This is a genomic window from Thalassospira permensis NBRC 106175 (assembly GCF_000714555.1).
In the GTDB taxonomy this organism is placed as follows: Bacteria; Pseudomonadota; Alphaproteobacteria; order Rhodospirillales; family Thalassospiraceae; genus Thalassospira; species Thalassospira xiamenensis.
The window spans coordinates 46202-59192 of sequence record NZ_AUNC01000002.1 but is presented as its reverse complement, the minus strand read 5'-3'; the positions used below and the strand labels follow the sequence as shown (position 1 = coordinate 59192).

The following is a 12991-nucleotide window of genomic DNA, read 5'->3' as shown; positions in this document are numbered from 1 at the left end:
GTCCGACACAATAACAAAGCCCAAATCACAGGAGGCCGCCGATGCAGGCGAAGGATGTCAAAACCGCCGATGACGCACGAAAACTGATTAAGGAACGAGACATCAAATTCGTCAAAATCGGTATTTTCGACGTCGACGGAATCATGCGCGGCAAATACATGCATCGCGAAAAATTCCTGTCGGCACTCGATTCCGGTTTTGCCTTTTGTGATGTGGTTCTGGGTTGGGATTCAAATGACCAGCTCTATGACAAATCCGAGTTTACAGGATGGCACACGGCATATCCGGATGCACCGGTGCGCGTGATCCCCGAAAGCTGCCGCGAATTGCCGATGGAAGACGATACCGTCCTGTTCCTTGGCGAGTTCGAGGGACGGGCGGAAACGGTTTGCCCGCGTGGCACATTGCGCCGTGTCCTCGATAAAGCCGATCAGATGGGATATGACGTGTCGGCTGCCTGCGAGTTCGAGTTTTTCCTGTTCGAGGAAGATCCGCATTCTGTGCGTGAAAAGAACTATCGCAATCTCAAGAACATTACGCCGGGTTTTTACGGTTATTCGATGCTGCGCAATTCCGTGCATTCGGAATTCTATCATGACCTGCTTGAACTGGGTGAAAGCATGGATTTCCCGATTGAGGGACTTCATACCGAAACCGGTCCGGGTGTGCTGGAAGCCGCCATCGGTCATGACGAAGCATTAAGAGCCGCCGATAAAGCCGCATTGTTCAAAACCTTTACCAAGGTTCTGGCCCAGCGTGCCGGATGGATGGCGACCTTTATGGCGAAATGGTCACCTGATTGGCCGGGACAGTCGGGGCATATGCATGTTTCGATCAAGGGCAAGGATGGCCGGGCGGCATTTTATGACGCCAACAAGCCGCACAATATGTCCGATGAAATGCGTTGGTTCCTCGGCGGTCAGCAGAAATTGATGCCGGAACTGCTGTCGATGGTGGCCTGCACGGTAAACAGTTATTCGCGACTGATCCCGGGTTTCTGGGCACCGACGACGGCAACGTGGGGTGTTGAAAACCGTACCACAGCGCTTCGCGTTATTCCGGGCAGTGCGAAGTCGCAACGCATTGAATATCGCATTGCGGCGGCGGATATTAACCCCTATATCGCGCTTTCGGCTGCAATCGGCTCGGGGCTTTGGGGCATTGAAAACAAGGTGGAGCCGGGCGAAATGGTCGTCGGCAACGCCTATGCGCAGGAATTCCCCGAAGATACGAGCTTACCTGCAACGCTTTACGAGGCAGCCGGACGTTTGCGCAAATCCGAGGCGGCAAAATCGCTGTTTGGTGAAGAATTCGTGACCCATTACGCCCAGTCGCGGGAATGGGAAGAACGCGAATTCCGCAAGGCGATTACCGACTGGGAAATGCAGCGTTACTTCGAAATCATTTGATCTGTTGCACGCGGCGACGCATCGTCGCTTCGCGCCTGGTCACATATCTTCGCGCCCTAACTCATTCTCCAATTGTGAGGCATCATGTCTGAGAGTTTACGCACCATCTCGCCCGTTGATGGATCCGTTTATGTCGAGCGTCCGCTTGCCGGTGCAGCCGAGATCAACAAGGTACTTGATGTTGCCCGTGCCGCACAGGCCGAATGGCGCAATGTGCCGGTCGCGACACGTCAGGAAATCCTGCGCAAGGCGGTTGCCGCCTTTGTTGCGAAAAAGGATGAAATTGCCGCTGAGATCAGCTGGCAGATGGGCCGTCCGATTTCGCAAGCCGGTGGCGAGGTTAACGGTTTCAAGGAACGCGCCGATTATATGATCGACATCGCACCTGAGGCGCTTGGCGATTACAATCCGGGCGAGAAGCCCGGTTTTAACCGTTTCATCCGTCGTGATCCATTGGGCGTTGTTGCGATTATCGCACCGTGGAACTTCCCGTATCTGACGGCTGTGAACGGCGTTGTTCCGGCCCTTATGGCCGGGAATGCGGTGGTGCTGAAACATTCGCACCAGACCCCGCTTTGTGCAGAACGCTTTGCCGATGCGTTTGAAGCCGCCGGTCTGCCCAAGGGATTGTTCCAGTATCTGCATCTGAGCCATGCGGATGCGGAAAAACTGATGGGCGACATCCGTGTTGATTTCGTCAATTTCACCGGCTCAGTGCCGGGCGGCCATGCGGTTCAGAAAGCGGTTGGTGGCAAGTTCATCGCGACCGGTATGGAGCTTGGCGGCAAGGACCCGGCTTATCTGCGTTCGGACGTCAATATCGATCATGCGGTGGAAAACGTCATTGATGGCGCGTTCTTTAATAGCGGACAGTCGTGCTGCGGGATTGAACGGATTTACGCCCATGAAAGCGTTTTTGATGCCTTTGTAGAGAAGGCTGCCGATCTTGTATCGCAATACCGCCTTGGCAGCCCGATTGATACGGAAACCAATCTTGGCCCGATGGTGCGTGCGTCATCAGCGGCCTTCGTACGGGGCCAGATTGCCGATGCCATCCGCGACGGCGCAAAGGCATTGATCGACCCGTCGAAATTTGCCGCCAACAAGGAAGGCACCCCGTATCTGGCACCGCAGGTCTTGATCAATGTCGATCATTCGATGCGCGTCATGAGCGAGGAAAGCTTTGGCCCGGTTGTCGGCATCATGAAAGTGACGTCCGACGAGGAAGCCATTGCCCTGATGAATGACAGTGAATTCGGCCTGACGGCATCGATCTGGACGGCGGATGAAGATGCCGCCCTTTCGATTGGTGACCGGCTTCAGACCGGAACGGTTTTCATGAACCGTGCAGATTACCTTGATCCGGCACTGGCCTGGACGGGTGTGAAAAATTCGGGACGTGGATGCACGCTTTCGAAACTGGGTTACGAATCCCTGACCCGGCCGAAAAGCTTCCACCTGCGGACCAAGATTTAACGTCGCGTTTGCGCGCAAAGGATACAGAAATGACCAAGAAGATTGTTGGAAACTGGAACTTCCCTACCTCCGTGCGTTTTGGTCCGGGCCGTATTTCAGAACTGGCAGATGCCTGCAAGGCAACCGGCATGAAAAAGCCGTTGCTGATCACCGACGAGGGTCTTAAGGATCTGCCGATGGTACGTGATGCGATTGCCGCAAACGAAGCCGCAGGACTTCCGACCGGGCTGTTTGCCGGGGTCAAAGGCAACCCGACAGGCAAAAACGTTGAAGACGGTCTGGCGGTCTATCGTGCCGGCGGTCATGACGGTGTGATTGCCTTTGGTGGCGGTTCGGGCCTTGACGCGGCCAAGGCCGTTGCTCTGATGGCAGGGCAGACCCGCCCGATGTGGGATTTCGAGGATATCGGTGATTGGTGGACCCGCGCCGATCCGGCTGGTATCGCCCCGATTGTTGCCGTTCCGACCACGTCGGGCACCGGTTCCGAAGTGGGCCGTGCCAGCGTGATTACCAAAGAAGACACGCATGAAAAGAAAATCATCTTCCATCCGAAGATGTTGCCAGCAATCGTGATTTCCGATCCGGAACTGACCATTGGCCTGCCGCCGCATGTGACGGCGGCCACTGGTGTCGATGCGTTTGTTCATTGTTTCGAAGCCCATTGTGCGCCGGGTTATCATCCGATGGCGGATGGTGTGGCCATTGAAGGTATGCGCCTGATTGCCGACGCGCTGCCGCGCGCCTATGACAATGGCAAGGATATCGAGGCACGCGCCGATATGCTTTCGGCAGCGTCGATGGGGGCAACAGCCTTCCAGAAGGGGCTTGGCGGTGTTCACGCACTGGCCCATCCGATCGGGGCGATTTTTGATACCCACCATGGTCTGACCAATGCCATCCTTTTGCCGTATGTCATGCGGGCCAACCGCCGTGCGATTGAAGGCAATTGCGAAACGATTTGCCGTTTGCTGGGCCTTGCCGCACCGGGCTTTGACACCCTGTTTGAATGGGTTCTGGCGTTCCGTACCCGTCTTGGCATCGTCAATACGCTGGCGGAAATCGGTGTCGACGTAAACCGAGCCGACGAAGTCGCGACCAAAGCCAAGGGTGATCCGTCCGATGGTGGCAACCCGATTGAACTTTCGGTGGCTGATTATGCCGAAATCTTCCGTCGTGCCTGTGTCGGCGAGCTTGGCTAAGTTCAAGAAACGATAACCAGAACAATAACGGGATCAGGGTGTTATCATGGAAAACGTCAGAAAAATCCTGATTGTCGATGGCAATCGCCACGAAGTGAATGAATTGAACCGTTCACTGGGGGGATCGCCATCGGGCGAGGGATATGAAGCGGCCCTGAGACGCCTTGATCCTGAACTTGATGTTACGATTGTCCGGCCTGCGGATGATGGGCCGGACTGTCTTCCCGACGGTGTGAAGCTTACCGATTTTGACGGCATTGCGTGGACCGGTTCGGCGCTGAATGCCTATATCGATGAAGACGCGGTTTTAAACCAGTTGCCATTGGCCAAGGCGACGGTTGAATCCGGTGTGCCGGTATTTGGCAGTTGCTGGGGCATGCAGATTGTTGCCCGTGCGTTTGGCGGTGAAGTGCGTGCATCGCCCAATGGGCGCGAGATCGGCGTGGGCCGCATGATCCGCCTGAACCGGGCAGGGGTTGCGCATCCGATGTATCGCGGGAAATCGGTCTGTTTTTCTGCACTGACCGTGCATATGGACGAAGTATCGGTTCCGCCCAAGGGGGCCGTGATCCTTGCCGGGAACGAACACAGCCATATTCAGGCGTTTGTGATGGAAAATGACGGCCTGAAATTCTGGGGCGTGCAATATCATCCCGAATATACGCTGGCGGAACTTGCCGCCATTTTCCGGCGGTACGGGCAGCGCCTGATTGATGCCGGATTGTTCGCCGATCAGGGGGCGCTTGAAACCATGGCGACCAACTGGATGACGCTGCATCAGGACCCGGATCGGCGCGATCTTGCGTGGCAATACGGGATTGATAATGATGCGCTGCGCTATGAACGCAGATTGCTGGAACTTGGCAACTGGTTGAAGTATTCAGTCGGTAAAATTCGCAGTTAGATCGTTTCTTTGTAGGCGTTTAACGCGCGTTCCTGAACCGTTTTACTATCAAGGTTCCAGACAGTTGTGCCGTGGGTTTCCGCCGTCAGACTTGCCATGGCAAGGCCGGTACCAATCGCGGCGTCAAAGCCGGTTTCCAGTTTGCTGAACGCCGAAAGGAAGCCCGAATAAAACGCATCCCCGGCTCCATTGACGTCAACGACCTTGGTGGGCAAAGGACGCCAGAAGGCAGTTTCACGGCCATCGGCAGATACGACACCCTTGGCACCCAGCGTTATGACAATATGGGGAATGCCATGATCGCGTAGAACCGTGATTGCGTTTTTGGCATCATCAATGTCGTTGATTTCAATACCGGATAAAACTTTTGCTTCGGCCCGGTTGGCGATCAGGACATCAAGTTTGTCCAGAAGTGGCTTGAAGCGTGCCGATTTTGACGGGGATACGGTCGCGACACAAAAGCGTGATGTGCCTTTCTGGTCGGCTAGCCAGATCAGCGTTTCGGTCGGCAGATTGGCATCGACCATCCACCAGGGCCAGTTTTGAATATTTGCCAGTTGATCAGCCAGAAGATCGTATGTCAGGCGGTCATAGATTTCGGCATCCATCAGGCCGAGGGCCAGTTCGCCGGTTTCGTCAAGGATGGCGGTGTAACCCGCGGTATGGCCGCCGGGGATTTTGCGGATTTGCCGGGTATCGATACCGATTTCCGATAAGGAGCGGATGATCTGATCGCCGTCGCCATCGTCGCCGACCGCACCCAGCATACCGACATTACATCCCAGCAACCGCAGGTGAACCGCGATATTGCGACTGACGCCACCGGGTTTTCGGTGCAGGGTCCGGACAGGGTTTGACGCCGCAGGCACGAATGTTTCTGTGCATTGCAGGGTTCGGTCAAAATGGGCTGCGCCAAGGCAAAGGATGTTGCTGGCAGGGTTTATCAAGATGATGCTCTGTTTATTGTTAAACGATCTTTGATGGCTGGCGCAAAGTCATAAGCTGCGGGGTCAATTCAACGCAAGCAAAACAAGAAGGGCGGCGTACGGGATCATCGTGCGCCGCCCTTTGGCTAACCTGGTTAGTTCGGGTTTATTTCATCATGATACGATCATGGGGTGCCGGGGTCATCGGCGAATTCATGCCGATATATTCCGCCACTGCCTGTTCAAGGTTCGGACCGAAATCATAGACATCGGTTGCGTTATCGCGGAACAGGGCATAACCATCCCCGCCATTGCGCATGAAGTCGTTCGAAACAACGCCATACGTTTTGGCCGGATCAATCGGAACGAAAGTACCGCCTTCATCGACCATAACGTTGGATATGCGCGATCCGACCGGTGCGTTAAGGTCCAGATCGAATTTCAGACCGGAAACCTGCGGGAACTGGCCCTTGCCCTCGGACACCATTGATACGCCATGTTCAAGGGACGCCACGACATCGGCACCGGTCAGTTTGAAGGTTGCCAGAGCATTCTGGAACGGCAGAACCGTCAGGACTTCGCCCATTGTCACGGTACCTTCGTCAATGCTGGCACGGATACCGCCACCATTCTGGATGGCGATCTGATACCCTTCGCCAGCTTTCCACAGCATGGCATCGGCAATCAGGGAACCCATAGCACATTCCATCGCGCGGCAGCTTTCACGCGATCCATCGGCGGCCGTGGTGAAGCTTCCGACCTCAACCGTGCGAATGGCATCGACCGCACCGCTGACTTCGGCTATTTTCGCCAGAACGTCTTCGGCCGGTTTGATACTGGCATCAAGGGTGATCGGTTCGCCCGACCATGCCTTTGCAACGCCGTCATCGTCAAAGGCGACCTCAAGCGCGCCGAGATAGCGGCTATAGGCGTAGGCCTGAACGACCAGAACTGGTTTGCCATCCGGTGCGGTTTCAACGACCGGGTAGGGATAGTCGGCCTTTTCATTGGTGTTCGAGAAGAGCTGGTTGTCATGTCCGCCAACGATGACATCGATGCCGCTGACGGTTTTTGCCAGTTCAAAATCCTTGTAGGACCCGGAATGGCTCATAACGATAATTTTGTTGATGCCCTTCAGGCGCAGGCGGGCAACGGAATAGCGCAACGCCATTTCGGAATCGGTGATGCTGACATGGTCACCCGGGCTTGAAATATCCGGGGTTTCTTCGGTCGTGATACCGATCAGGCCGATTTTCTCTCCCCCGACTTCGACGATGGTGTCGGGCTTGATGAAGCCTTCAAGGCCGGAACCGCCAAGCGGCTTGACGTTGGCCGACAGAACCGGAATTTTGCTGGCTTTGATGAAGGCGGCAAGAACATTGGGACCATCGTCGAATTCGTGGTTGCCAATCGTCATGGCATCATAACCCGCCATTGCCATCAGTTCGGCGGTCAGTTTGCCCTTGTAGGTCGAATAATAAAGCGACCCCTGGAACTGATCACCGCCGTCCAGAACAAGGACATTGCCGCCCATGGCGCGATTGTCGCGAATGGCGGTTGCAAGGCGCGCGTAACCGCCAAAGCATTTACCTTCGGTTTCGTCTTCTGCGCTGCAGCTGTTGTTGTATTTGGTAACTGATTCAACGCGATCATGAACGTCGTTGGTATGCAGGATACGAAGATCATAATCCGCAAGTGCTGAACCGGCACCAAAAGTCAGAATCGTACAGGCCGAAAGAAGCCCGGCAATTTTCCGTTTCATTTTTTATCTCCGAACAAGCCGTTGCACTGGGATCCCTCGACCCGGCGTGGCATGAAAAGTCAAATACCTGAACGCACGCGATCCTAGCATTAAAATTCCGGCGGGGGTACGCCCGGTTGATGACGTGACGGTTAAATTGTCGATCTGAATTTGTCTGGGCGGGGCGTTGTATTTTCATTTCAATGCAGAATCGGACGGCGCTGTTTTCGGACCAGCAGGCCGTATTGCAGAATTGGCGCGCGGTGCGATTGTGAAATTCTTTGAGAAATAGTATCGGCAGCGGCTGAAATGTCAGCGTTTGCTAATGCGGTAAAAACTAAGGGAAACCCCGCAGATAGACGGTATAATGACAAGCTGGGGTAGAATGAATTCTGACCGAATGGACAGGTTTTGTGTCAATGGTCCGTGCTCTGCTATTTACAGAGTACCGTATTTTGTAGTTACCATAGGCGTTCTGTAGCAGATACGCACAAGAGGCACCGGTATCCGGGGCAAAAAAAGCGGTGCTGCTGCATGAAACACTTTTTCGATGAGGGAGTCCTGCCGGTTAAGGGCGCTGGCGGGATATAAAAGAGAATCAAGCAATAGAAGGGCATCGGAATGAAAAAGCTTCTGACCTCCATGGTCGCGGCTGTTGCATGCTATGCAGGTGTAGCGAGCGCAGCAGAAATCAAACCGGCAGTCGTTTACGACATGGGTGGCCGTTTTGACCGTTCGTTTAACCAGGGCGCATATAACGGTGCCGAAAAATACAAGGCCGACAAAGGCGTCGAGTATCGCGATTTCGAGATCCAGAACGATTCGCAGCGCGAACAGGCAATGCGCAACTTTGCACGCCGTGGCATGAACCCGATTGTTGCAATCGGCTTCTCGCAGGCGTCCGCCCTTGAGAAAGTTGCAACCGAATTTCCCGACACCAAGTTCACGATCGTTGATATGGTTGTTGACCTGCCGAACGTTCAGTCGGTGGTTTTCAAGGAACATGAAGGTTCGTTCCTGGTTGGTGTTCTGGCAGCCATGGCATCGGAAACCGGCAAGGTCGGCTTCATCGGTGGCATGGACATTCCGCTGATCCGCAAATTTGCTTGCGGTTATGCACAGGGCGTTAAACACGCCAATGGCGATGCCGAAGTTTTCCAGAACATGACCGGTACCACCGGTGCGGCTTGGAATGACCCGGTTAAAGGTGGCGAGCTTGCGAAATCGCAGTTCGACCGAGGGGCTGACGTTGTCTATCACGCAGCAGGCGGCACCGGTGTCGGTGTTCTGCAGGCTGCAGCGGATGCCGGCAAACTTGGCATTGGTGTTGACTCCAACCAGAATGCCCTGCATCCGGGTTCGGTTCTGACCTCAATGCTCAAACGTGTTGACGTTGCTGTTTACGAAGCGTTCGACGCGGCAGCCAACGATACATGGAAGCCCGGCGTCACCGTTCTTGGTCTTGCAGAAGGCGGCGTTGACTGGGCTCTTGACGAGAACAACGAAAAGCTTATCACCGACGACATGAAAGCGGCTGTGGCCAAAGCCAAGGAAGAAATCATTTCCGGCAACCTTGAAGTCCACGATTACATGAGCGACAGCGCCTGCCCGATGTAAGGCAGGACGAACAAACCGGGGATTTGTAGTGTCGGATACGATGCATCAAATGCACGGTGCCGGGGAGACCGGTGCCGTGCAACCCGCTATTGAACTGCGCGGTATAGACAAGCGGTTCGGTGCGGTGCACGCGAATAAATCAATCGATCTTAAAGTCGAAAAAGGCACGATTCACGGCATCGTCGGGGAAAACGGTGCAGGGAAATCGACCTTGATGAGCATTCTATACGGTTTTTATCAGGCCGATGGGGGCACCATCCATGTCGATGGCAGGCTTTGCGATATAAAGGGATCCGAAGACGCTATTGCGGTCGGGATCGGCATGGTTCATCAGCACTTCATGCTGGTTGAGCCCTTCACGGTTCTTGAAAACGTTATTCTGGGTGTCGAGGGGGGGGCGATCCTGCGCGAGGGCGTTGACAAAGCCCGCGAGGAGCTTAAACGTCTGGAGCGTGAATATGCGCTCGACGTTAATCCCGATGCCATTGTGGGTGATCTGTCTGTTGGCTTGCAGCAGCGCGTTGAAATTTTGAAGGCCCTTTATCGGGGGGCCGAAATTCTAATTCTGGACGAGCCGACCGGGGTTCTGACCCCGCAGGAAGCCGATCATCTGTTTCGCATTCTGGAAACCCTGAAACAGCAGGGCAAAACGGTTGTTCTGATCACGCATAAACTGCGCGAAATCATGGCGGCAACGGACAATGTTTCCGTGATGCGCCAGGGTGAAATGGTGGCCCATCGCAAAACGGCCGAAACCAGCCCCGAAGAACTTTCCGAACTGATGGTCGGCCGCAAGGTGCTTTTGCGCCTTGAAAAGGGTGAAGCCGCACCGGCGGAAACTGTTCTTGAGGTTGATAATCTGTGTGTTGAAACATCGCAGGGTGTGCGCAAGGTCAAGAATGCCAGCTTTAAGGTGCGCGCCGGCGAAATCGTCGGTATTGCCGGGGTTTCCGGCAACGGGCAAAGCGAACTTCTTGAAGCGCTTGGCGGGATCCGTGCCGTAACCGAGGGACAGGTCCTGTTGAACGGGCAGGATGTGACACCGGGGCGTGGTGTGGATGCTGCCGAGCTGCGTAAACGCGGTGTGGCCCATGTGCCGGAAGACCGCCATCGTATGGCAATGGTGACGTCATTTTCGGCCAAGGAAGCCGCCATTCTCGGTTATGAGGATGACGCGGCCTATCAGAAGGGCATTTTCCTGAACTGGCATGCAATTTCCGATGCGACGAAGCATTTGATGTCGGAATTCGACGTGCGGCCAAATGATCCTGATCTGAAAGCAGCCAATTTTTCCGGCGGCAACCAGCAGAAGCTGGTTCTGGCGCGTGAAATAATGCGCGATCCGGAGCTTCTTCTGGTAGGACAGCCGACGCGCGGTGTCGATATCGGTGCCATCGAATTCATTCACAAACGTATTGTTGCGATGCGTGATGCTGGCAAGGCCGTTTTGCTGGTATCCGTCGAACTGGACGAAATCATGTCTCTTGCCGACCGGATACTGGTGATGTGTGATGGAGCCATCATCGGTGAAGTTTCTGCTGCTGATGCTAATGAACGGGTGCTTGGCCTGATGATGGCCGGGGTTGATCCCCATGAAGCCAAAGCTGCGGAGGGGCAGGCATGAGTGACAGTGTTCAACTGCCGCGCTGGATTGATGTCGGCGCGTTGCCGCTGCTTAATCTTTTGCTGGCACTCGTTGTTTCGGGGCTTGTTGTTCTGGCGATTGGTGAAAGTCCGACGAAAGTCGTTGAAATCCTGCTTTATGGTGCGTTCGGCTATGAAGAGGCGTGGGGTTATACGCTTTATTACACCACCAACTTCATTTTTACCGGTCTGGCTTTTGCGGTGGCATTCCATTGCGGTCTGTTCAATATCGGTGCCGAAGGGCAGGCCTATGTCGGGGGGCTTGGTGTTATTCTGGCGACCCTTTACCTTGATTTCCTGCCATTCCCGATCATGCTGATCGTTGCAGTTCTGGCCGCGGCAGTTTTCGGTGCGGCGTGGTCCTATATACCTGCTTATTTGCAGGCACGTCGCGGGTCGCATGTCGTGATTACCACGATCATGTTCAATTTCATTGCGTCGTCGCTGATGGTTTATCTTCTGGTCAATGTTCTGCGCCCGCAAGGGTCCATGACCCCGGAAAGCGAACAGATCGCTGAACATCTGCGTTTGCCGTTCATTCATGACATCGCCGCGGGCCTTGGTCTGGAGATGGCAAGCAGCCCGCTGAACCTGTCGTTTGTTTACGCACTTGTCTGCAGTGTTCTGGTATGGCTGTTCATCTGGCATACAAGATGGGGTTATGCGATCCGCACCGTGGGTGCCAATGCGGTTGCCGCGACTTATGCCGGGATCGAACCGGGGCGTTATATCATCATGGCGATGATGATTTCAGGTGCGCTTTCGGCCTTCATGGCGCTTAACGAAGTGATGGGGGTCCAGCACCGGTTGCTGATTGATTTTACGGCCGGTTACGGCTTTGTCGGGATCGCGGTTGCCCTGATGGGGCGCAATCATCCGTTTGGTATTTTTCTGGCGGCATTGCTGTTTGGGATGCTGTATCAGGGCGGGGCGGAGCTCAGCTTTGAAATCCCGACGATTTCGAACGATATGGTCGTGGTTATTCAGGGGCTTGTGATCCTGTTTACCGGTGCGATGGAACATATGTTCCGTCCGCGCGTGACCCGGATTTATACAGCGTGGCATTTGCGCCGCCGTGCGCAGGAGGCCGCATAATGGATAATTTTGAACTGGTTATCCTGCTTCTGGATGCGACACTTCGGACATCGACCCCGCTTATTCTTGCCGCACTGGCCGGGATGTTTTCGGAACGGTCGGGTACGATCAACCTGGCACTTGAAGGCATGATGCTGGGCGGGGCGTTTTCGGCTGCTGCCGTGGCTTATTATGTCGGAAATCCCTGGGCCGGGTTGCTGGCGGCAATCGCGACGACGATCTGCCTTTCGCTTCTGCATGGTTTTGCCTGCATCACGCATAAGGGCAATCAGGTCGTGTCGGGCATGGCGATCAATATCCTGATGTCGGGCCTGACGGCACTTGTCGGGATTGCGCTGTTTGCGCAAGGCGGCAAGACGCCGTCGCTTGATCATGCTTCCCGGTTCCAGCCGATTACCTTGCCCGGCGCGGATACCGTTGCCGATGTCCCGGTTCTGGGATCCATATATTCGGAATTGCTGAGCGGTCATAACATTCTTGTCTATGTCGCATTTCTGGCGGTTCCAGCCGCGTGGTGGGTGATGTATCGCACCCGTTTCGGTTTGCGTCTGCGCGCGGTTGGTGAAAACCCGGGGGCCGTTGATACCGCCGGTATCGGCGTGGTTGGCATGCGTTATCGCGCGGTGATCTGCAGTGGCGTTCTTGTCGGCATGTCGGGGGCGTATCTTTCAACCGCGCAAGGTGCATCCTTCCTGCAGGATATGACGGCGGGCAAGGGCTATATTGCATTGGCCGCGATGGTATTTGGTAAATGGCGGCCTTTCCCGGCACTGTTTGCGTGCCTGCTGTTTGGTTTCCTTGATGCCGCGGCAACCCGCATGCAGGGTGTTATCCTGCCGGGGATTGGCGAGGTACCGGTGCAACTGGTGCAGGCATTGCCCTATATTTTGACGGTGATCCTGCTGGCGGGCTTTATTGGCCGCGCCATTCCGCCCAAATCGCTTGGTCGTCCCTATGTGAAGGAACGCTGATCGCGCTGC

At 55.1% G+C, this 12991-nt stretch carries 10 protein-coding genes; 8 read left to right on the top strand and 2 right to left on the bottom strand.

Annotated elements, in window-relative coordinates; all coding sequences use genetic code 11:
• The first annotated feature begins 41 nt into the window (after positions 1–41).
• The 4 genes from SMB34_RS02500 to SMB34_RS02485 all read left to right on the top strand — a co-directional run bounded on the left by SMB34_RS02500 (position 42) and on the right by SMB34_RS02485 (position 4988).
• Positions 42–1409: a glutamine synthetase family protein gene (locus tag SMB34_RS02500; RefSeq protein ID WP_037987543.1), complete on the top strand. Its 1368-nt coding sequence runs from the start codon at positions 42–44 to the stop codon at positions 1407–1409.
• Between the two features lie 84 nt (positions 1410–1493).
• The gene (locus SMB34_RS02495; RefSeq protein ID WP_037987542.1) at positions 1494–2885 is read left to right on the top strand and encodes an aldehyde dehydrogenase family protein; all 1392 of its coding nucleotides are present in this window, start codon (positions 1494–1496) and stop codon (positions 2883–2885) included.
• Positions 2886–2914: 29 nt separating this feature from the next.
• Positions 2915–4084, top strand: coding sequence for an iron-containing alcohol dehydrogenase (locus SMB34_RS02490; protein WP_037987541.1), 1170 nt, complete (start codon positions 2915–2917; stop codon positions 4082–4084).
• Between the two features lie 46 nt (positions 4085–4130).
• Positions 4131–4988 (top strand): type 1 glutamine amidotransferase, encoded by an 858-nt coding sequence (locus SMB34_RS02485; RefSeq protein WP_037987540.1) that lies wholly within the window; start codon positions 4131–4133, stop codon positions 4986–4988.
• Here the strand turns inward: SMB34_RS02485 and SMB34_RS02480 are convergent.
• Both SMB34_RS02480 and SMB34_RS02475 read right to left on the bottom strand, forming a co-directional pair.
• On the bottom strand, positions 4985–5935 hold the full coding sequence (locus SMB34_RS02480) for a carbohydrate kinase family protein (protein ID WP_037987539.1): 951 nt from the start codon (positions 5933–5935) through the stop codon (positions 4985–4987). The genes SMB34_RS02485 and SMB34_RS02480 overlap by 4 nt on opposite strands.
• A gap of 145 nt (positions 5936–6080) precedes the next feature.
• Entirely contained in the window at positions 6081–7676 is a 1596-nt protein-coding gene (locus tag SMB34_RS02475; protein WP_037987538.1) for a bifunctional metallophosphatase/5'-nucleotidase, read from the bottom strand.
• Between the two features lie 600 nt (positions 7677–8276).
• Here SMB34_RS02475 and SMB34_RS02470 point away from each other — a divergent pair.
• Genes SMB34_RS02470 through SMB34_RS02455 form a run of 4 tightly spaced genes read left to right on the top strand, consistent with a single transcriptional unit; the run spans position 8277 to position 12982 of the window.
• Positions 8277–9272 (top strand): BMP family lipoprotein, encoded by a 996-nt coding sequence (locus tag SMB34_RS02470; protein WP_037987537.1) that lies wholly within the window; start codon positions 8277–8279, stop codon positions 9270–9272.
• A gap of 49 nt (positions 9273–9321) precedes the next feature.
• Positions 9322–10896, top strand: coding sequence for an ABC transporter ATP-binding protein (locus SMB34_RS02465; RefSeq protein WP_037987586.1), 1575 nt, complete (start codon positions 9322–9324; stop codon positions 10894–10896).
• Positions 10893–12011, top strand: a complete 1119-nt coding sequence (locus tag SMB34_RS02460) for an ABC transporter permease (protein WP_037987536.1) — start codon at positions 10893–10895, stop codon at positions 12009–12011. The genes SMB34_RS02465 and SMB34_RS02460 overlap by 4 nt, the downstream gene beginning before the upstream one ends.
• Complete coding sequence (locus SMB34_RS02455) at positions 12011–12982, top strand: ABC transporter permease (protein ID WP_037987535.1); 972 nt, start codon at positions 12011–12013, stop codon at positions 12980–12982. The genes SMB34_RS02460 and SMB34_RS02455 overlap by 1 nt, the downstream gene beginning before the upstream one ends.
• Positions 12983–12991 lie beyond the last annotated feature (9 nt).

What these genes read in the sequence shown, in the direction of transcription:
- SMB34_RS02460 (WP_037987536.1), top strand. Translation starts at nt 10,893, where the DNA reads ATGAGTGACAGTGTTCAACTGCCGCGCTGGATTGATGTCGGCGCGTTG.
- SMB34_RS02465 (WP_037987586.1), top strand. Translation starts at nt 9,322, where the DNA reads ATGCACGGTGCCGGGGAGACCGGTGCCGTGCAACCCGCTATTGAACTG.
- SMB34_RS02475 (WP_037987538.1), bottom strand. Translation starts at nt 7,676, where the DNA reads ATGAAACGGAAAATTGCCGGGCTTCTTTCGGCCTGTACGATTCTGACT.
- SMB34_RS02500 (WP_037987543.1), top strand. Translation starts at nt 42, where the DNA reads ATGCAGGCGAAGGATGTCAAAACCGCCGATGACGCACGAAAACTGATT.
- SMB34_RS02485 (WP_037987540.1), top strand. Translation starts at nt 4,131, where the DNA reads ATGGAAAACGTCAGAAAAATCCTGATTGTCGATGGCAATCGCCACGAA.
- SMB34_RS02470 (WP_037987537.1), top strand. Translation starts at nt 8,277, where the DNA reads ATGAAAAAGCTTCTGACCTCCATGGTCGCGGCTGTTGCATGCTATGCA.
- SMB34_RS02490 (WP_037987541.1), top strand. Translation starts at nt 2,915, where the DNA reads ATGACCAAGAAGATTGTTGGAAACTGGAACTTCCCTACCTCCGTGCGT.
- SMB34_RS02495 (WP_037987542.1), top strand. Translation starts at nt 1,494, where the DNA reads ATGTCTGAGAGTTTACGCACCATCTCGCCCGTTGATGGATCCGTTTAT.
- SMB34_RS02455 (WP_037987535.1), top strand. Translation starts at nt 12,011, where the DNA reads ATGGATAATTTTGAACTGGTTATCCTGCTTCTGGATGCGACACTTCGG.